Source organism: Fischerella thermalis PCC 7521 (assembly GCF_000317225.1).
GTDB lineage: Bacteria > Cyanobacteriota > Cyanobacteriia > Cyanobacteriales > Nostocaceae > Fischerella > Fischerella thermalis.
Map to the genome: position 1 here is coordinate 57,336 of NZ_AJLL01000039.1, position 20,315 is coordinate 77,650.

A 20,315-nucleotide genomic window follows, 5' to 3' on the forward strand; every position below is an offset into this window, starting at 1 on the left:
TAATCTACTCATTAGTAATTACCAATTATCCCATTAATCAAACCCTTTCTCTATTTCTATGTCTTTGTATCGCTGTGTTGTTCTAGATTCAAGATTTACTAACGTCACTGTTTTGTCTCCATTGGCAGTTGCTAATATTTTGCCATCTGGGCTATAAGCAACACAATAAATTGCACCTTCACCAATTGTAATATGATTAAGTTCTTCACCCGTATCTACCTGCCAAATTTTAAGATTTCCGTCGTAACTTCCACTAGCTAATTTTTTACCATCAGGGCTAAAAGCAACAGCATAAACTTCGTCATTATGTCCTGTGATATTACTAATTTCTCTACCAGTTTCCACATCCCAGAATCTAATAATTTTATCTTGATGACCACTAGCTAAAGTTGTGCCATCGGGGCTAAAACAAATAGAATAAATTCTCCCTAATGTACCAGATTTGCCTTTGAGAGTCAGAAATTTATCTTGAGTTAGATGCCAAATTTTAATAGTTTGGTCGCGCTCACCACCACCACTAGCAACTAATCTATTATTAGGACTGAAAGCAACGCATAAAATTTCATCTAGATGTCCTGTCAGTGTATATATTTCTTTTTGCTCATCTAGAGACCAAAGTTTAATAGTTTTATCTTGGCTACCACTAGCAATAATTTTACCGTTGGGGCTAAAAGCAACAGCATAAACCTTCTCTTTATGTCCGATAAAATTACAAATTTCTCTTTCTGTATCTACATCCCATAATTTAACCGTTTTGTCGTCATGACCACAGGCTAAAACTTTACCATCAGGGCTAAAAGCAATTGAATTAACTTTCCCAGAAACTGTGAGAGTGCGGTTTTCCTGAGTATCTAAACGCCAGATTTTAATGGTTTTGTCATGACTACCACTAGCTAAAATCCTTTTTTCTGGCGCAACAGAATTGGGATGAAAAGCAACAGAAACAACTCGTTCTGTATGTCCTCGTAAGCTAGAGAGAGATTTGCTCTTTTGTATTTGTGTTGTTGGTGGTGCTATCTCAACTGGCGGTAAAGCTTGTGTTGTTCCAGTTTTTGCTGTTTCTGATGGTTGAATATGTAAAATTGTATTTTGTGGTTGAGACTTAACTGGTGTTGGAATTGTAATTTTTACTTGGGGTTGTTTGACTTTTTCAGCTACTTCTTGACTCAGACGCTGTTCTGTTTGAGTTAAAGACTCTGCTAAGTTCTGCATTTCGGTTTGCAGTAAAGCGATCGCATATTTAAATTCTTCTAATTGTTTTTCAGTATTTTTATTAAAGCCTTGTGTATAAGCATTTAGTTGAGTGACATATTGCCTCAAGGGTTGAATTTGCTGTTGAGTATTTGTATTTAACTGTTTTGTAAAATTCTCAACTTGTTCTAAACGTTGATGAATAGCATCAAGTTTTGTTATGGGCTGTTGGCAATTAGTAGTGATTTTTTTTGTCTCAGCATCAAGTTCTCCTAATTGTTGTCTGAGTAGTTCAAATTGCTTTTGAGTACTGACATTTAACTGTTGAGTAAAATTGTTGAGTTGGGCAAAATTTTGTTTAAGAGGTTCTATTTGTTGGATACTTGTATATAACTGTTGAGTGTAGGTGTTGAGTTGGGCAAAATTTTGTTTAAGAGGTTCTATTTGTAGCTCAGTCGCCTTCATCAACTGTTGCCTAAATGTATCAAATTGCGCTAAACGCTGTTGATTAGAGTCAGTATTTTGCTCCTTTTGATTTTGTCGTAATTCTTCTATTTGTTGTTGAGTTGTTTGACTTAATCTTTGTGTAAAGTCATCAAAGTTTTCTAAGCGCTGTCTAAAGGGATCAACCAATTGATCGAATTGGGCGATCGCATTTTGCCGATATTGCTCGTTTAAACGCTTCAATCGTTCCCGATTCGTGAGGTTTAAACCAAGGGCTACAGTTAAAGGAAATGCTGCGTAGACAACTTGTTGAGTGGCTGTAGCCGCCAAGGTTCCAATTGCGGAGGCGTATAAGGAAATATATTCAGTAACTTCTAGCCAGTGGAGTTTGGTCATATTTAGTGGACTGCTGTACTTGCGGCTGGGAGGTAAAACAGCTAGAACATGCAACGTAGTTTTAGGAGATATCTTCATCTTCTGCTAAGAAACTTCTCCAATCTGTGCCCAGAAATCCTCATTACCCACAACAGATAAATAAAGGTAATGCCTGAAGCAGGATAATGGATTAACTTGTAGGGGTGTAAGGGTGTAGAGTGTGGCGGTGAAACTTGCTTAATGGAAACTGCCAAGAAGTAAGTGCGATCGCCCATACTAAAAAAGGGTGTAAGGTTGCTTTGAATGAGGTTTCCTCACACCCTTCTCCTTTTACACTCCTAAATCTCTGTCAACAGAAATCATGCTTGGTTTTCTTAGCAATCCTTTTGACACCACCCAAACTCCTCACAGTGGTTATCACTGGGATCATAGTAGCCGTCGCTTTTTTGAAGGTTGGTACTACCGCGTTACATTGCCTGATGAAGATCAATCCTTCGCCTTTATGTACTCTATCGAAGACCCCATCGGCGGTAAATCCCATAGCGGCGGTGCAGCCCAAATTTTGGGTCCGAATGATGAGTATTTATGTCGTACCTTCCCAGAAGTCAAGAATTTTTGGGCAAAGCCGGATGTGCTAGCTTTGGGTCATTGGGGTCAAACTAATCTAGAAGGCAGAGGGCAGAGGGAGAGCGAAGTTCCAATGAAAAACCTCACCCCTAGCCCCTCTCCTTGCCAAGGAGAGGGTGAGGTTACTTTCTATTCAAAAGGCAGAAGGGAAGAAAGTTTTTTTCACAAGCTTTTGAGCCAAACTGTACCAGACACTCAACCTTGCTACTTGGAACCGGAAGAATTTGAACGGTATATTCAGCAAGGCTATCAAGCCACAGCTACCTTAAATCAAGGCATTATCAGTGATCCCAGTACTAGTCAATATTGTCGTTGGCAATATGAAATTCAACCCGTGTATGGCTGGGGAAATCAACGTAGCATACAGCAATCAACTGCAGGCTGGTTATCATTTTTGCAGATTTTTGAACCCGGTTGGCAAATCTTGATGGCCCATGGCTTGGCTAGCGGTTGGATAGACTGGAATGGCAAACGCTACGAATTTACCAACGCCCCTGCTTATGGTGAAAAAAATTGGGGCGGCGCTTTTCCTCAAAAATGGTTTTGGGCAAACTGCAATAGTTTTTCAGACACTCCTGACTTAGCCTTAACTGCTGGCGGTGGTAGACGAGGAGTGCTGTGGTGGATGGAATCTGTAGCGATGATTGGCATACACTACCAAGGCAAGTTTTACGAATTTGTGCCTTGGAACTCACAAGTTAGCTGGAATATTCAGCCTTGGGGTAAATGGCAAATGCAAGCCCAAAATTCCCACTACGAAGTTGAATTAACAGGAACTACCGATTTACCAGGAACTCTCTTACGTGCGCCGACAGAAAATGGTTTGATCTTTTGCTGTCGTGACACTTTGCAAGGGCAATTAAACATAGAACTGCGAGAAAAAAAGAATAATCAACAAGAAATTATCCTGAAAGCACACAGTTCAGCTTGTGGATTAGAAATAGGCGGCGGGCCTTGGAATAATGCTTGGCAGTCTCATTAAAAGTGGTATCATGGGAAGTGATATCCATATATTTTGGGGCTGTAGCTCAGTTGGATAGAGCGAGCGCCTCCTAAGCGCTAGGTCGCCGGTTCGAGTCTGGCCAGTCCCGTAGTCTAAAAACTTTTATATATATAAAGTTGCATGAACACTTTGCATCTGCCCCAATAGCAGCTAAAATCTAGCATCGAGTCAGCAACTATCTATTGTTGCTGAGCTTACTTGATTACTTGCAAAACAAGGAAATTACCCAAAACCATACTTGGGAAAGCTTCTCCTGAATTTGCTAGGGTCAATTATTCTTTTTCAAGAAAAATTTTTGCAGCTGACGAACTGATAGAACCTTGAAAAAGCCACTGTTCAAAAATCTTTCTTCTCGGTTGATGATTCTCACCCTACCACTAATAACATTGTGGGGTTATAAGGAAATCCAAGGCCAATTTACACAACCACAAGCGATTTTAGTCTTGGGTGGTTCCACAAAAAAATTAGAACGAGAAAAATTTACGGCAGATTTTGCTCGTAAACATCCCAACTTACCTATTTGGATTTCTGGAGGTAGTCCGCCAACAGTGACAAGAAAAGTATTTGCCAAAGCAGGAATTCATCATCAACGCTTGCACTTAGATTATCGAGCTAATAATACAGTAGAAAACTTTACAACCCTAGTAGATGAATTAGAAAAAAATAATATCAAAAGTGTCTATTTAATCACTTCTGACTATCACATGAGACGCGCCAAAGTCATCGGTGAGATTGTTTTGGGTAGTCGAGGAATTACTTTTAAACCAGTGTCAGTTCCTTCTAGTAGTTCCCAACCAGAACCAATTGGTAAATCTATCCGCGATGGTGTGAGATCCTTAGTTTGGGTAGCAACTGGTTACACAGGTGGAGATGATTTGCCAGATAAAAATTGAAGTAGTTGAATTTCACAATTTACGCAAAAAATAAAGAGATGGGGAGATGGGGAGATGGGGAGAGAATTTCCCCCTATAATCCCATTACATAATCCTCACCGTCCCTTCGTCCAAAGTATTAGTATTACGTTTGACTCCTTAGTGTCTTGGTGACTTGGTGGTTAATTCTACGCTGGGGGATTTTGGGCTAGTTGAGATTGCTCTCAAATAGAAGCTATTTATCTTTATGATGCTGAATAGCAATCAATAGTGACCGTCGAGAAGTTGTAAAATTTTTGTTAAATTGGCGAACATCTATATCAATTTATAGTTTCTCCATAGGCTTAGTAAGGTACTTAGCATGACGGCAACTACTTCCAAAGCAACTTCAGCGCTTCCCAATTTTTACGAAGGGATTCAATATTTTGGCGAAGCACCACCGGAATTTGAAACGTATGGTGTAACTCCAGTTATAGAGTCAGGAAAAACAGCGATCGCCAATCCAGAAGAACCAGCAGCAGTATACCAAACCTTGCTCACTGCCGATGCTTTGCGTTATCTGACACTACAAATTACCGGAAGTAAAGCCTCTGGACACCCTGGTGGTTTCGCTTCGCAAGCGGAAGCCTATGCTGCTTTGGTCATGCTCGGTTACAAAAATATTATTACGGAAGTGGGACACCATGCCCCCGGTTTTTATAGTGCCATGTTCTTGGATCGCTCCTTAGAAGACATGGGCATTTATACAGTACAACAATTGTGCGATCGCTTTCGAGAAAAACATGGACTTTTGGGACACCTGTCTGGCTACATTCCCGGTATTCTCGCACCTGCCGGCCCTTTAGGACAAGGGCAACATTTTGCGATGGCTGCTGCGCTGTTGTATAAAGATAAACTATTTCCCTTCACCGTTGGCGATGGAGGACTCGGTGAACCCTATGTCATGAGTTCGATGGCGCACTTCCACACCGCCTATCCCGGTGTGACAAACTTTCTACCAGTGTTGGTGTGGAATGGTTATAGCCAAGAACACCATAGTATGGTATCGATCAAAACCAACGAACAGATGATGTCCTACTGGCACGGTAACGGTTTTGAAGAAGTCGTGTTAGTCGATGCCAAAGATTTTGATGACAAAGACCAAGCAGGGGATTACGTAGATAGTACTGCTTTTTCTTTCGCCCAACGCCTCGCTTTCACCCAAGCAGTACTTTTAGGTATAGATGAAGCGGCGCGATCGGCTTTGAGTGGTAAGCTAACTGTATTCATCATTAAACAACTCAAAGGCGCAGGCGTCCATGCCCGGGGTGCAAAGTCTCATAACCTTTATCCCAAAGACACACTGGATGCACCCCATATTGTCAACGCCTTGAAAGAACGTGCCTTACCTCTGGAAGCTTGGCAAATCGTACGGACAAACTGTGAACGTGCAGGCGGAGGTCCAGCCGCGAAAACAGTAGTTACCGAATTTGAGTATCCTTTACCAGACTTGGGTGAATTGCCTTTAGAAGAATATGCTGTGGGTGGCGATCCCAAAGTTTCTACAACAGCAATGGGACTTTTAGTGGCAAAAGTTGGACAAATCGATGAAAACTTCCTTGTCACCAACGCCGATGGTAACGAAGCATCAGGTATTGGTAACATCAACCAAGCATTAAAAATTATCCACCCCACCACTGACGACTTATACAACCAAGCACCAGGCGGACAAGTTTACGAACCTCTGAATGAAGATGCTTGCGCTGGGTTAGCTGCGGCTTTGTCGTTGATGGGTGCTAGAAGTTTGTGGTGTTCCTACGAATCTTTTGCCATTAACGGTTTACCAATTTGGCAAACTGTCACCCAAGCAATGGCAGAATTGCGACGTCCCACTCCCTCGACAATTACATTATTTACCGCTGGCGCATTAGAACAAGGACGCAACGGTTGGACTCACCAACGTCCAGAAATTGAAGCTTACTTTGCTGCGATGATGCGAAATGGAAATGTCTTCCCATTGTTCCCGCCTGATGCTAACAGTATTCAAGTTTGTTATGACTGGGCATTGACAACAAAAAATAAGGGAATTGTCATCACTGCTAGTAAGTCGCCATTGCCAATTCGCACTACTTTTAATATGACTCGTCATGGGTTACAAGATGGTGCGGTAGTCTTGCAAGAAGTTGCTGGAGATAAGCAAGTAGTGTTTGCTGTAATTGGCGACATGACATTAATTCCCGTGTTTGAAGCAGCAGCTTTCTTAGAAACAGAAGGTATCGGGGTGAAGATAGTTTCTGTGATTAACCCTCGCCGTTTGTATCGTCCTCATGACACAAGTTGGGATACCTGCGCTGAACCTGATGGTGGTTTTATTGATGATGAAAAATTCGCCGAATTATTTGCAGGTGATGCGTTAATTGGTGTGACTGGAGGTGCGGCGGCGATGTTAGAACCTGTTATGCTGCGGAGTGTATGCAAGCGTGATACCTTTGCGTGGCGGCGTGGAGAGACGACAGCAAGTGCAGGTGAGTTGATGGCGTTTAATGGTTTAACTGCGGAGGCTTTGACGAAACGGGCAATTGAATTAGTGCATTAAAGTTGGATTTGTGAGTGAGGAAAATGTGATACATCGCCAAGAAATAAATTTTAAGGACTTTTAGCTGAAGTAAGCTAAAGCTTACTAAGCTTAAAAACCTGGTTTCTATTACGCTTAAAATTGGAACCTCACACTTTACCTTGTGTTACGGCTAATTTTTACTCTTTCAAATGCTCAAATCCATAAATAGCCGTAACATAACGGCAAGAAAGCGGGAGGAATATTCATACCGCTTTTTTGTCTCCCCTACTTAACTTAGTACTCAAGTATAAATTAAAAGATGAAATTGCAAGTAATATAGTAAGTTTTTGGAAAGCAGTTAAAATTTCAGATTTTATTTTGCTATGCTTCTCTTAATGCCTACAAATTCAATTTCCTGATACTATTGGTGGGTAGCTAACGAAAGAATTTTGTTATAGCAGCAGATGCTTGTTAACAAATCGATGACCACCGATGTATGTCATATTTACACCGATGGTTACAGATATAAATTACCCGTTGGTGACTAGAGTTTTAACTCTCTAAGTCTTCAACTTCTTTGGGTACGCCAGCAGTCAAAACTTCATTTCCCGTCGGAGTCACCAAGACATCGTCCTCAATCCGAATGCCAATACCAACCCAACGTTGATCTATTTCTGGTTGGTCTTCCGCTGGCTTAGTATCTGGGACTATATAGAGTCCTGGTTCCACTGTCACCACTTGACCTGGTTGCAGAATTTGCGGGTTGTCGCCATGCTGGTAAACTCCTACATCATGCACATCTAAGCCTAACCAATGGCCAGTGCGGTGCATGTAAAAAGGTTTGTATTTTTCTTCCTCTATTAATTTGTCGATTTCGCCTTTGAGGATGCCGATTTCTACTAAACCTTCTGTGAGAACACGGACAGCGGTATCATGAAATAGATTATAAGGATTACCTGGTTGCACTTGAGCGATCGCTTGTTTTTGGGCTGCCAAAACAATCTCATACAAGATTTTTTGTTCTGGGGTAAATTTACCTCCCACAGGAAATGTCCTGGTAATATCTGAGTTGTAATATGCGTAGGCACAGCCAGCATCAATCAGCAGTAACTCCTTATCCTGCATCTGCCGATTATTCTCTACATAATGCAGTACACAAGCATTGACGCCAGAAGCAACAATCGAAGGATAAGCTGGCCCCATTGCGCCTCGCTTGCGGAAGATGTGTTCAATTTCTGCTTGCACTTCGTACTCATAAAGTCCTGGTGCAGTAAATTGCATGGCGTGGTTATGTGCTTCTACTGCAATGTCAGCAGCTTTACGCATCAACTCCAATTCTGCTTGACTTTTAATCAAACGCATACTGTGGAGGATTGGACTAGTATCTTCGATCGCAATTGGTCCTGTACCCCGCTTCGGATAAGTCCGCATTAAGCGTTGCCAATGATTGAGGATTTTATCGTTAAAAGCGCGATCGCGTCCTAAGCGATAATAAATGCGATCGGCTTTTTCAAGATACTGCGGTAATTTTTCATCTAATTCTGCAATTGGGTAAGCTTCATCCGCGCCGTATATTTCCTTGGCTGCTTCTACCCCACAGCGATAACCACTCCAAATTTCCTGTTCCCTATCCTTGGGTTGCACAAACAACACAAATCGATGTTCTGGATGATGGGGTGCTAAAATTGCTACTGCTTGCGGTTCGTTAAACCCAGTCAGGTAAAAGAAATCGCTATCTTGACGAAAGTTATATTCGACATCGTTGTGCATAACTGCTGTTGGCGCACTGCGAAAGATGGCAGTACCATTACCAATCTTGGCCATTAAAGCTTCCCGACGCTGTTTATATTCTGTCTGCATGATTCTGCTATAAAGAACTTATCTAATTTTGTCTAAAGTTAATACTAGTTAACTACAACCACAATCGCCAGACGCAGCCTGGATAAAAAGTACACGTTCCAAGCTATTATCAAATTAAATGGTTCACTTTTAACTGTTCACTGATTTAAAAATATCAATGGAAAAATCAATAAATTACTCGCATTTGCCACAGGTCATTCAAAATCAGAATCGATTAGATGTCCTATTGGCTCTGCGCGGTTTTGCTTGTTTGATGGTAGTAATTATCCATTGCGCGCCGCCTCGAAATGCACTTATTTATCAAAATTATGATTTCAGTTGGATCTTATTTAGTCATGGTGCAGTAGCTGTTTGGATTTTCTTTTGTTTGTCTGGCTATTTAATGGGAAAAGCCTTTTTTACTGAGCGTTATAGCAGTGATGTCACAGGAGTCATTAATTTTTGGCGTAATCGTTCTATCAGAATTTTACCTCTTTATTATTTTGCTGTTTTGATTTTATCTATATTTGTTTATCCTGATGTTCTAAAATTCGAGAATTGGGGATATCTACTGCGGATTTGTACTTTCACATTTAATCCTTATATTGCATCTCAATCTGTAGCATTTAATGATGTGTTTTGGTCTCTATCTACAGAAGTACAATTTTATATAATTATCCCTTTTATTTATAATTTGAGCAAATCTTTAATTTTCAATCAAAAGTATGTAATTGCAACAGCAATTTTAATTATATTAATAGTATTTTTCAGCAAAACCTTATCTTGGCTTAGCTTCTTCCATCAAATCAATCATCAAATGGAATATGCTTTTAAATATTGGTATACTCCCATATTTAACAATATTGATATATTTTTATGTGGTTTTTTAGTCAATGCATTGATTAAATATCAAAAACCAATATCTCATAATATAGAATCTAGATTTCATCACAAAGTATTTTGGAATAAAAAATATTTATCTATAATCTTGATGATTTTACTTTATCTATTCACTGCCCATCACTTATATCATCAAGAATTATGGGGATTAACTAATCGTCCTGGTGGCTGGAGAACAATCACAACTATATTTATTTTTCAGCCATTAACCGCAGTAATTACATCTTTTTTTATTTTTCTTTTGAATCAGATAATTATCATATTTCTAGTAAAAATGAAAAAATATCATTTGCTTCTGTTCTGAAAAATCCTCTCCGGGTATTAGAACTATTTGGAAATTTATCTTATGGTGTTTACATTTGGCATATGCCAATTTTAGAGAAAATTTATTCAATATTTACATCAAATCTTCCCCTTGAAGCTTTTCATCACAGACTAGTAGCAACACTGTTTTTGTCAGTTATACTAGCTACTGTTACATACTACCTAGTAGAATTACCAGCAACAAAATGGAAAACTTCTAATTAACAATTAAATATGTCATTACGTGTATTAAAATTACAAATACTCAGTGTTTATTCTTTAACTATTAAATTCCATAAAAAAACAGTTGATAAATTGTAGATTTTTGTTTAGTTAACAATTTTTTATAATTAGCACTGATATCTGAAAAAAAGTTATTACTCTGAACCTATTTTTTTCAAAAAATAGCTAGCAAAAGCTTTTCTTTTAAGCAAAATATGACATATGTTAAGAAAATATTAAGAAGCCAAATATGTTATTAACTAACACTTGAATCAAAGAGAAAAAAAGAGTTAAAAGGTTTATGACCACTTGTCTCAAACACACGCCATGTCCGATCAGATTTCTACTTCTAGTAGCGCTCCAATCTCAACAGACAAATACACAAGCAAAAGTCAATTAGAAATAGAGACTTACTCAAGCTATAGGAGTTCTTCAGATGCAAACTCTCAGCTTGATCTTCCGAATCTACAGAATCCTAATCCTGTATTCACGAGTGCGGCAATTATATCGGATTTCAACGGTGATGGTAAAAACGACAAGTTCTGGCGTAACTCTCAAACTGGCGAAAATGCCATTTGGTTAATGGATGGGACAAATGTCGCCTCTGCGGATTTTGTCAAGACAATGGGTACAGAGTGGGATGTTAAAATTGGCGATTTCAATGGTGATGACAAGACAGACTTACTCTGGTTCAACAAAGCCACAGGTGAAAACCAGATTTGGCTGATGGATGGTACAGCTGTTGTCTCTGAAGCGTCCTTGGCAACACTAAGTCCAGATTGGACACCAGTGATTGCAGATTTCAATGGCGATCGCAAAACTGATATCCTCTGGCGGAACACAACAACCGGTGAGAACGCCGCTTGGTTAATGGATAGTACACAAGTTACCACTCCGTCTTTTCTCCAGACTGTTGATACTAATTGGACAGCCAACATTGTTGATCTCAACAGCGACGGTAAGACAGATATCTTCTGGCGCAACAAAGCCACAGGTGAAAACGCTGTCTGGACAATGGATGGTACAAACGCCACTGGTGCATCCTTGCCAACACTAGGTACTGAATGGGAAGCTACCTTGGGTGATTTTGATCTCAATTACCAAACCGACATTCTCTGGCGCAATACAGCCACAGGTGAGAACAAAGTTTGGTTAATGAACGGTACAACCGTTGCTGCTGATGCTGCTCTACCTACGCTCGCAGGTTCTAGCTGGAAACCATTAATTGGTGATTTTGACGGTAATGGTAAGACCGATATCTTGTGGTACAACCAGGAAACTGGCAAGAACCAGATATGGATCATGGATGGTAGTAATGTTCTCACCACAGTTGCTGCCGATGCACCGAGTGGAGCTTGGGTTCCCAGTATCAGTGATACCAACGGTGATGGTCGAACCGACATCTTCTGGCGGAATTACGAAACAGGTGAAAACGCCGTTGTGGTTGTAACCGGTACTGACTCTGCTCCTACAGCTCTACCTACCCTTGGCAAAGAATGGTATACCTTTTAATTCAGTTAACTGGTAACTGATATCTGCTCGTTGACAGTAAGCGCCGAAATAAAATCCACACTGCCTAAAGATTTTCATACATAGCGGGTCATTATTGTGGAGATTGTTCGTAAAAGTATCTTCACTTACTATCTAAAAGTTTTGAGTAAACACTTTAGTAGTTGAACATTTCAGGACTTTAGTTCTGACTAGTAACTACTAGAGCGATCGCAATTTTGTGCAATTACAAAGGCATCTACCACCCGTTATTATGACAATCAGTTGAACACGCGAAAACGTGAAATTGTCCATATTCATTATTCGTCTTTTTTTGGTGAATGTTTATAGGTAGACATTCATCAAAAATTACTGTTTTTATATAAAATTCAATATTTTTATTACTCATAAAAATGTTAATCACAAACAACATTAGCCAAAGTATTAGATGTTTGTTTTTAACAAAAAAAACATTAAAAACAGGTAAAAATCTTATGAACAATTGTGCATTCTCAATTATCAATTCCTAATTCTCAATTCAGAATTAGGCTCTTTCTCCTTGTGCTAACTAGAAACCAACATTATGCCTAACTCTAATTCTTCCTTGGATTTGTCTATAGAAACTAGTACATCAAAATATACTTCCACAAATCTTTTTGATGACAATACCGTTCCCAATCTTAGTTTTAAGCTGGGGCATTCTTCAAGCTCAAATGATGAAAACCAGTCTTCAATAGCAGCAAAAAATCCTAATCCTAATCCTAGATTTAGCAATGCAGCCATTGTTGCAGATTTCAATGGAGATGGCAAAGCTGACAAATTCTGGCGTAACTCTCAAACTGGTGAAACTGCTATTTGGCTGATGGATGGCAGCAACCCTAGAGCATCTACTGTAACTACAGTAGATGCTTCTTGGGACTTTAGTTATGCCGATTTTAACCGCGATGGCAAAACAGATATCTTTTGGCGCAATAAAAACAGCGGTGAAAATGTGATTTGGCTGATGGATGGCACAAACATTGCTGCTCAAGCTAGTGTACAAACAATCAACCCAGTCTGGACTTATAACATTGCAGATTTCAACGGTGATGGTAAGAGTGACGTTTTATGGCGTAATACTCAAACTGGAGAAAATGCTACCTGGTTGATGGATGGTACAAATGTCACAACTGCTGCTTTTTTACCCACCACTGACACAACTTGGACTTCTAGTGTGGTTGATTTTAATGCTGACGGCAAAAACGATATCTTTTGGCGCAACAACATCACTGGTGAAAATAAAGTCTGGTTCATGGATGGCATCAATACATCAGAATATGCTCTGAGCAAACTGGAAGGTAACTGGGAGGCTAACGTTGGTGATTTCAACAACGATGGCAACAGTGATATCCTCTGGCGTAACTACGAAACAGGGGAAAATAAAGTTTGGCTGATGAGCGGTATCTTCATCAGTGAGGGTAATTTATCGAAACAGGACTCTGCTTGGAAATCCTATATTGGTGACTTCAATGGTGATGGCAAGACAGATGTCTTCTGGCACAATCAAACGACAGGTGAAAACACTGCTTGGTTAATGGATGGCACATCAATCGGGACTGCGGCTTTCTTACCTGCGACTGGTGCATCTTGGCAACCGAACATCGGCGACTATGATGGTGATGGCAAGACAGATGTTTTCTGGCGCAATGGTGAAACCGGTGAAGTTGCAGTTTGGTTTATGAATGGCACAACTGCTAATGGTGTCTTTCTGCCACAAATTGGTACTGAATGGAGTGCCTTTTAACTGTTATCCAGTTTAAAAAACCCCAAAGACAGCGCACTCTCCCTTGATCTTGCAGCTGCAAATGGTGGGTTTGACCTCTCTTTTGCCCAAAAATTAGTTTGTAGAGACGTGCCATGACACGTCTCTACGTTTGGAGGTGATACCCCCTTGTGTATGCACGGTAGCTTATCAAGGGTAGGATTTGGCGATTTCGTCTATGGTGGCGGCGTCCTTTACCTGAAACTGAACGTTGGTTAAACCAAGATTTTGGGCTTCTGTTTTAGCTGTAGCGATCGCTTCTGGGGAAAAGTCATAGCCTGGCTCTATTTTCTTTGAGCAAATTATGTAACTAGTGGTCTAGCAAGGAAACTTTATGGAGTAGAGAAATAAACCGCCAAGATGCCAAGTGCGCCAAGATCAAGAGAAAAAGAGGAGTTGAGAAGTTAATTCACCCAGCAAGTTAGGCTGCTAGACTACTAGCAAAACAATAACAATTAAACCAATTGATAGGTAATAAATACAGGTATAAGTAATGTCAAAATACCTAAAATTACTAGGAATATTTTGGAGTACAGCGATCGCAGCTGAGATGGAGTATCGTGTTAACTTCCTTTTAGCTGCCCTCAGCAGCCTGGGCAATTTAGCAGGCAGCTTATTCGGGCTATTCTTATTTTACGGACAAGGCTACACCTTTGCTGGCTGGTCGTGGGAAGCAGCTTTGCTTGTGCTGGGAATTTTCACTCTGTTGCAAGGCTTTTCGGCAACTTTTCTGGCCCCTAACCTCAATCGCATTGTCCGTCATGTCCAAGAAGGAACCCTCGACTTTGTTTTATTAAAGCCAATCCCCAGTCAATTTTGGCTTTCTACCCACACTCTTTCACCTTGGGGACTCCCAGATTTGGTTTTTGGTTCTATATTGCTTGTCTATGCAGGTAGAAAGTTGAATTTGGGAATAGATGACTACCTCTTAAGTACTGTGCCGTTGGGTTTTGGCTTAGTCATACTTTACAGCCTCTGGTTTATGCTGGGAGCTACCAGTATCTGGTTTGTCAAAATTTATAATGTTACTGAGGTACTGCGCGGTTTGTTGGAAGCTGGTAGGTATCCAATGGTAGCTTATCCGGCTGCTTATCGCTTTTTCTTCACTTTTGTAGTACCTGTGGCATTTTTAACTACAGTACCAGCAGAAGCTATGCTAGGGCGCAGCGAAATTTCTTGGATGCTTGGTGCGGGAGTGCTGGCTTTGCTGCTATTTTTTGTTGCCAATAAGTTTTGGCAATTTGCATTACGGTTTTATACTAGTGCTTCCAGTTAGCAACAGGGCGATCGCTACTCAACACTTAACTCAAAAATAACTCCCTTATCCCTGTACTACCAATTTCTACTGCTAAGGCTGCCAGTAAAAAGCCTAAAAGCTGAGTGACAATTACTTCTCCTTCAGCACCAAACCATTGATCGATAAAATTTGCCTGTCGCAAAATTAACCAACTGACGAGCATTGCTGCGATAATTCCAACAATCACACTAATATGCGGATTGGGAGACTCTGACATCAGTAACATTACGGTAGTAAGTGTACCAGGCCCTGCTAGTAGGGGTAAAGCCAAAGGAGTAATTGCTACATCACGCTCTTTGTCGATCACTGGAGTATCTAAGTCGCCTTGGAGCATTTGTAAAGAAATTAACAATAGTAGTAGTCCCCCAGCTACTCTTAACGACCCCATGCTGATATCTAAGTAACTCAAAATCAATTGACCACCAAAAGCAAAGATTAAGAGTACTGCTATTGCTACCAAAATAGCTTTATCTATTACCTTATTTCTTTGTTCTGGTTCCATACCTTTAGTAAGAACCAAAACTACTGGTACATTGCCGATCGCATCAGCAAGCACAAAAACAGCCACAAAAGTTTTAATTAGAACAGAGGCATCCACAGTAGACAGAAATTATCAAAATTTTATAACAACCTAACCTGAATTTAAGTTTTTTTCCAAGCATCTAGGGGAAGAGGAGGTGGGGATTAGGGGAGATGGGGAGGTGTGAGGAGTATCAGGGGTGTGAGAAGTGGTAAACAACTAACAACTAACAAACTCTTGACTGTTGACTCTTGACGCTTGACTATTAACTATTAACTATTAAATTGTTGTTAAATCTATGAAATGTTATTTAGCTGCTGCTATTCAAATGACAAGTGTGCCTGAACTAGAAAAAAATTTGGCACAGGCAGAGGAATTAATTGATTTAGCTGTGCGTCAGGGCGCTGAATTGGTGGGTTTGCCAGAAAATTTTCCTTATATGGGAGAAGATAAGGACAAACTTGCTCAAGCTGAGGCGATCGCATATAAAACAGAAGCATTTTTGCAAACGATGGCCCAACGTTATCAAATTACCATTTTGGGTGGTGGCTTTCCCATTCCTGTAGAAGGCACAGGTAAAGTTTATAACACTGCTTTACTTGTTGATCCTAATGGACAAGAATTGTCGCGTTACCGCAAGGTACACTTATTTGATGTTAATGTTCCTGATGGTAATACTTATAGAGAATCCAGCACAGTGATGGCTGGCACAGAATTACCTTCAGTTTATGCTGATGAATTACTAGGTAATATCGGACTGTCTGTTTGTTACGATGTTCGTTTTCCTGAACTTTATCGCCATATGTCATCCAAGGGAGTGGATGTGATTTTTGTGCCTGCGGCTTTTACTGCTTTCACAGGCAAAGATCATTGGCAGGTGCTGCTGCAAGCCCGTGCAATTGAAAATACCAGTTATATCATCGCCCCAGCCCAAACGGGACTCAATTATAACCGCCGTCAAACCCACGGCCATGCAATGATTATCGATCCCTGGGGAGTAATCTTAGCTGATGCTGGAGAAAAACCAGGAGTTGCGATCGCAGAAATTAACCCATCACGGCTAGAACAAGTCCGCCGTCAAATGCCTAGTCTACAACATCGAATATTTTAAGGATGAAGGGTGCCCTCTGGCTTCTGCCTTTTGCCTCCTTCATTACCCATTTTTCGGAAATTGAGAATTTCGTGGTGGTGGCAAGTTTGGTTGCAACTGCTGTCTGCCGTTGTGAACTATTTGCAACATGTCGTGAAGTTGTTCTTCGATACTTTCGAGAACGCTATCAGCATATTCATCTGCACCTTGTTCGATCGCTTCTGCTTCTGCGATCGCTGCTTGTCGCATTTCCTCTAATTCTTGCTGGCACTGGCGGCGTTTACGGTCAATTTCTTCGAGAGTATCTTGTAACATTGCTTCACATTGCTGTTGCACTTGTCGCCGTAGTTCTGCGGCTTCTCGTTCTGCCTGTCTGAGGATGTCGTTATCATCCAATATTTGCGCTCTTTTAGCTTGTGCGGCTTCTACTATTTGCTGTCCATACTCTTCTGCCTGTAACAAAATTTCTTCTTTTTGTTGCAACATATCTGCTACTTCGGCAAAAGCAGTCGGCAAACACATTCGGATAAAATCAAGCTGATCAAGCAGCTTTTCTTCATCTACTAACGTGCGCCGCGTCAGTGGAATGCGAAAGCTAGCGAGGATCATTTCTTCCAAACGATTGAGTTCCATTTGAATATCTATGCTTGCCGTTGGTGTAGATTCTTGATGGGAACTCTGTTCGGTCAATTCTTGTGGGACTAAATTGCTTCCGTTTTGACTTGATTCGATACGGGATGGTTTTGGGCGTAGCATTGGTAAATATCCAGGGCAATGTGCGAGGGAACAAGATGATCAACGGAGCCACCAAATCTTGCAATCTCTTTTACCACACTACTACTTAAAAAACTATACTCATTAGATGTTGCCAGAAAAACAGTTTCTATATCCATAGAAAGAGTTTTATTGATATGAGCCATTTGTAACTCAATTTCAAAGTCTGAAATTGCTCTTAGCCCCCGTAGTAAAACAGCAGCTCCCCGCATCTGGGCATAATTAACAGTCAAACCATCAAAAGCATCAGCTTCTACATTTGGTAAATGCTCAACAGAGTGACGAATCTGTTCTAGCCTTTTTTGGACGCTGAATAGTGGCGTTTTATTAGGATTTCGTAGTACAGCAACAATTACCTTCGTAAATAGACGACTACCACGTTGAATGATATCTAGGTGTCCCAAGGTAATGGGGTCGAAACTTCCTGGATAAATGGCAATCACAATTTAACGATGCCTCACAGTTGTTTAGGTGATTATATCTAATCACAGTTAATTATTAACAGAGGTAATTTTTTGTTTTAGAAATTCTCATAATCGTCTACGGACATACTAAAGGTTTGAAAATTAGGCAAGCGCCAGACAAAATATTAAACTTTGTAAACTAGTTTTGATATTTTGTCTACCTACTAGTAGGATAAAAAGATCCTTGATGCAACCTAAGAATTCATCCAGAAAATGTGAGCGAATGCAATGAACTATTAAGTTTGATTTTTTTGCAGCTTTATCTACTTACTAGTAGATAGATAAAAAAGGATTTTGATTATGTCAACTATTGGAATTTTAGGCACTAGCAGAATGGGAGTACGCCTTGCACTCCTGTTTGCTGAGATTAGACATCAAGTTATACTGGGGTCACGCGATCGCGAACGAACAGATCGAATCGTCGGGAAATTAGGTCGAACTAATATTCAACCGGGAAACTACCAACAAGCAGCTGATAATGTGGTGGGGTATTCGTTGATGTACCTCTTAAAATTGCTCCCTCCCAAATCTGCCCTCAATGTGGCTATAAAAAGAAAAAAGAGTTATTCCAACGTGTGCATAATTGCGATAATCGTAACTTGATTGCTGACCGTGATGTGGCAGCAGCTATGATTTTTACCCAAACTTTTTCCTTTCTGATTGAGCTAATAAAACTTAGAATCTAAGCTGTGGCTTTAGTAGCTAGTAGTTGTTCGTTGTTTGTTGATTGTTGTTCATCCCAACCAACTACCAACAAAGAACTACCAACCAATCACTATCTACTCACCACTGACAATTCAAAACTCAAGACTTTTAAATATTCTTTTTAGGTACTTCTGCATGGCATTGGATTTTTCCGCCTTGCCCTTGGCGTTTCTGTTTACATCTCCTGGCCCGATTTTTGTGAAAATAGGGCCGATTACTATCCGTTGGTATGGTTTGTTAATTGCGTCAGCAGTCTTAATTGGCGTGACTCTTTCGCAATACCTAGCAAAACGTCGTAATGTGAATCCAGACTTACTGAGTGATTTGTCAATTTGGCTAGTAATTGGGGCAATTCCAGCAGCAAGACTATATTATGTTTTGTTTGAGTGGCCAGAATATGCCCAGCATCCCGAGCGGATTATCGCAATTTGGCAAGGTGGTATTGCTATTCACGGGGCGATTCTGGGAGGTCTTCTAGCAGCTTTAATCTTTGCTAAAGTCAAGCGGGTTTCTTTTTGGCTGCTGACAGACCTAGTGGCTCCTTCATTGATTTTAGGGCAAGCGATCGGACGCTGGGGCAATTTTTTCAATTCGGAAGCTTTTGGCGCTCCTACGAATTTACCTTGGAAGCTTTATATTCCGCCAGAGCGTCGTCCACCAGAATTAGCTAGTTTTGAATATTTTCATCCCACTTTTCTGTATGAATCAGTGTGGAATTTAATGGTATTTGCCTTGTTGATGACATTGTTTTTCAGAGGACTGCGGGGTAAACCACGTTTAAAAACAGGCACATTATTTATGGTTTACTTGGCAACCTACAGTCTGGGACGCCTGTGGATTGAAGGTTTGCGGACTGATAGCTTGATGCTTGGGCCATTACGAATCGCACAAGTGGTAAGTTTAATTGGCATTATTTTGGGATTGAGTGGCTTAGCGTGGCTATACATCGCTAAACGTCCATTACCAGATGTTGTTTCGCCTCCCCAAGATTGAGGAGGTGGGGAGGTGGGGAGGTGGGGAGGGGATGGTTAACAACCAAGCACTAACCAATGTAGAGACGTGTCATGGCACGTCTCTACAACAACAAATGTCTACAACAACAAATGACTTTTGACAAATGACCAATGACTAAAAATAAAAAATGCCCCAGAGTTTTCTCTAGGGCTTAACCAGGGTGCATCTACCATTCATCTCTACTAGATGGGGAGAGTTGATCCGGAAAGATACTGAGAAAATCTCAAAAAAAATTTTTTTTATTAATTATCTAATTTTTTTATGCGTAATAATTCTAGTGGCTTGGATAACAAAAGTTACTTAAATTCACTAAAATCATGTGTGTATATAGTAGGAGCAGGACCTGGAGATCCGGAACTACTGACTATTAAGGCGCAAAAAATCTTGATGGCTGCTGATGTAATTTTATTTGCTGATTCTTTAGTGCCTCAACAAATTTTACAGTTCTGTCGCCAAGATGCAGAAATTATTCCAACTGCGAACAAGACTTTAGAAGAGATTCTGCCACTGATGATACAACGGGTGCGATCGCAACAGTCTGTTGTCCGTCTTCATTCTGGTGATCCCAGCCTCTATAGTGCGATTCACGAACAAATGCAGCTTTTGGCAGAGGCGGAAATCCCTTTTGAAGTTGTACCAGGTATTAGTGCTTTTCAAGCCGCTGCTGCCAAACTTAAAGTCGAACTCACTGTTCCTGGTTTAGTACAAACAATCATTCTAACGCGCATCAGCGGACGCACAGAAGTTCCTGCAACGGAAGAATTAGCTTCCCTCGCCTCCCATCAAGCTAGTTTGTGTCTTTATCTCAGTGCGCGTCATATCGAAGCAGCCCAAACCAAATTACTAGAAC

The 20,315-nt window shown here is 40.5% G+C and carries 17 protein-coding genes, 1 tRNA gene and 1 pseudogene; 13 read left to right on the forward strand and 6 right to left on the reverse strand.

Translation table 11 applies throughout. The annotated features are described in order from the left end of the window. Nucleotides 1–33: 33 nt before the first annotated feature. Complete coding sequence (locus tag UYK_RS0109950; RefSeq protein WP_016871338.1) at nucleotides 34–2,109, reverse strand: WD40 domain-containing protein; 2,076 nt, start codon at nucleotides 2,107–2,109, stop codon at nucleotides 34–36. 262 nt (nucleotides 2,110–2,371) lie between these two features. Here UYK_RS0109950 and UYK_RS0109955 point away from each other — a divergent pair, with 262 nt between their 5' ends. The 4 genes from UYK_RS0109955 to UYK_RS0109970 all read left to right on the forward strand — a co-directional run bounded on the left by UYK_RS0109955 (nucleotide 2,372) and on the right by UYK_RS0109970 (nucleotide 7,087). Continuing rightward, nucleotides 2,372–3,619 carry a tocopherol cyclase family protein gene (locus UYK_RS0109955; protein ID WP_016871339.1) on the forward strand — a complete coding sequence of 416 codons (1,248 nt, stop codon included), beginning with the start codon at nucleotides 2,372–2,374 and terminating at the stop codon, nucleotides 3,617–3,619. A 35-nt stretch (nucleotides 3,620–3,654) separates the two neighbouring features. Continuing rightward, nucleotides 3,655–3,728, forward strand: a tRNA-Arg gene (locus UYK_RS0109960). Between the two features lie 271 nt (nucleotides 3,729–3,999). Beyond that, on the forward strand, nucleotides 4,000–4,533 hold the full coding sequence (locus tag UYK_RS0109965; protein ID WP_009455784.1) for a YdcF family protein: 534 nt from the start codon (nucleotides 4,000–4,002) through the stop codon (nucleotides 4,531–4,533). A 340-nt stretch (nucleotides 4,534–4,873) separates the two neighbouring features. Next, entirely contained in the window at nucleotides 4,874–7,087 is a 2,214-nt protein-coding gene (locus tag UYK_RS0109970) for a phosphoketolase family protein (RefSeq protein WP_009455783.1), read from the forward strand. A 513-nt stretch (nucleotides 7,088–7,600) separates the two neighbouring features. Here the strand turns inward: UYK_RS0109970 and pepP are convergent. Beyond that, the gene (gene pepP, locus UYK_RS0109975) at nucleotides 7,601–8,908 is read right to left on the reverse strand and encodes a Xaa-Pro aminopeptidase (protein WP_009455782.1); all 1,308 of its coding nucleotides are present in this window, start codon (nucleotides 8,906–8,908) and stop codon (nucleotides 7,601–7,603) included. A gap of 157 nt (nucleotides 8,909–9,065) precedes the next feature. Here pepP and UYK_RS24130 point away from each other — a divergent pair. From UYK_RS24130 to UYK_RS0109995, 3 genes and pseudogenes are all read left to right on the forward strand, one after another. Further along, a pseudogene (locus UYK_RS24130) lies at nucleotides 9,066–10,315 on the forward strand (acyltransferase family protein). Between the two features lie 324 nt (nucleotides 10,316–10,639). Beyond that, nucleotides 10,640–11,824 (forward strand): FG-GAP repeat domain-containing protein, encoded by a 1,185-nt coding sequence (locus UYK_RS0109985; RefSeq protein WP_016871341.1) that lies wholly within the window; start codon nucleotides 10,640–10,642, stop codon nucleotides 11,822–11,824. A 559-nt stretch (nucleotides 11,825–12,383) separates the two neighbouring features. Beyond that, nucleotides 12,384–13,583 (forward strand): FG-GAP repeat domain-containing protein, encoded by a 1,200-nt coding sequence (locus UYK_RS0109995; RefSeq protein ID WP_009455779.1) that lies wholly within the window; start codon nucleotides 12,384–12,386, stop codon nucleotides 13,581–13,583. 168 nt (nucleotides 13,584–13,751) lie between these two features. On the opposite strand, the gene UYK_RS24955 is transcribed toward UYK_RS0109995, so the two are convergent. Then, nucleotides 13,752–13,907, reverse strand: a complete 156-nt coding sequence (locus tag UYK_RS24955; protein WP_308412317.1) for a methyltransferase domain-containing protein — start codon at nucleotides 13,905–13,907, stop codon at nucleotides 13,752–13,754. 187 nt (nucleotides 13,908–14,094) lie between these two features. Here UYK_RS24955 and UYK_RS0110000 point away from each other — a divergent pair, with 187 nt between their 5' ends. Then, on the forward strand, nucleotides 14,095–14,877 hold the full coding sequence (locus tag UYK_RS0110000) for an ABC transporter permease (RefSeq protein ID WP_009455778.1): 783 nt from the start codon (nucleotides 14,095–14,097) through the stop codon (nucleotides 14,875–14,877). Nucleotides 14,878–14,902: 25 nt separating this feature from the next. On the opposite strand, the gene UYK_RS0110005 is transcribed toward UYK_RS0110000, so the two are convergent. Beyond that, complete coding sequence (locus UYK_RS0110005) at nucleotides 14,903–15,496, reverse strand: MarC family protein (protein ID WP_009455777.1); 594 nt, start codon at nucleotides 15,494–15,496, stop codon at nucleotides 14,903–14,905. Between the two features lie 220 nt (nucleotides 15,497–15,716). Between UYK_RS0110005 and UYK_RS0110010 the strand changes: the two genes are divergently transcribed. Continuing rightward, nucleotides 15,717–16,529, forward strand: a complete 813-nt coding sequence (locus UYK_RS0110010; RefSeq protein ID WP_009455776.1) for a carbon-nitrogen hydrolase family protein — start codon at nucleotides 15,717–15,719, stop codon at nucleotides 16,527–16,529. A 42-nt stretch (nucleotides 16,530–16,571) separates the two neighbouring features. Here UYK_RS0110010 and UYK_RS0110015 read toward each other — a convergent pair whose 3' ends face one another. Both UYK_RS0110015 and coaD read right to left on the reverse strand, forming a co-directional pair. After that, complete coding sequence (locus tag UYK_RS0110015) at nucleotides 16,572–17,141, reverse strand: hypothetical protein (protein WP_016871343.1); 570 nt, start codon at nucleotides 17,139–17,141, stop codon at nucleotides 16,572–16,574. Between the two features lie 68 nt (nucleotides 17,142–17,209). Next, the gene (gene coaD / locus UYK_RS0110020) at nucleotides 17,210–17,725 is read right to left on the reverse strand and encodes a pantetheine-phosphate adenylyltransferase (RefSeq protein ID WP_009455774.1); all 516 of its coding nucleotides are present in this window, start codon (nucleotides 17,723–17,725) and stop codon (nucleotides 17,210–17,212) included. A gap of 321 nt (nucleotides 17,726–18,046) precedes the next feature. Between coaD and UYK_RS26060 the strand changes: the two genes are divergently transcribed. The 4 genes from UYK_RS26060 to UYK_RS0110040 all read left to right on the forward strand — a co-directional run. Further along, nucleotides 18,047–18,349, forward strand: a complete 303-nt coding sequence (locus UYK_RS26060) for an NAD(P)-binding domain-containing protein (RefSeq protein WP_009455772.1) — start codon at nucleotides 18,047–18,049, stop codon at nucleotides 18,347–18,349. After that, entirely contained in the window at nucleotides 18,274–18,432 is a 159-nt protein-coding gene (locus UYK_RS27220) for a transposase (RefSeq protein WP_235182320.1), read from the forward strand. Before UYK_RS26060 ends, UYK_RS27220 begins: the two co-directional genes overlap by 76 nt. A 154-nt stretch (nucleotides 18,433–18,586) precedes the next feature. Then, the gene (lgt, locus tag UYK_RS0110035; RefSeq protein ID WP_009455770.1) at nucleotides 18,587–19,444 is read left to right on the forward strand and encodes a prolipoprotein diacylglyceryl transferase; all 858 of its coding nucleotides are present in this window, start codon (nucleotides 18,587–18,589) and stop codon (nucleotides 19,442–19,444) included. A 282-nt stretch (nucleotides 19,445–19,726) separates the two neighbouring features. Next, nucleotides 19,727–20,315, forward strand: a 589-nt coding sequence (locus tag UYK_RS0110040; protein WP_016871345.1) for a cobalt-precorrin-4/precorrin-4 C(11)-methyltransferase, incomplete at its 3' end; no start/stop codon positions are given.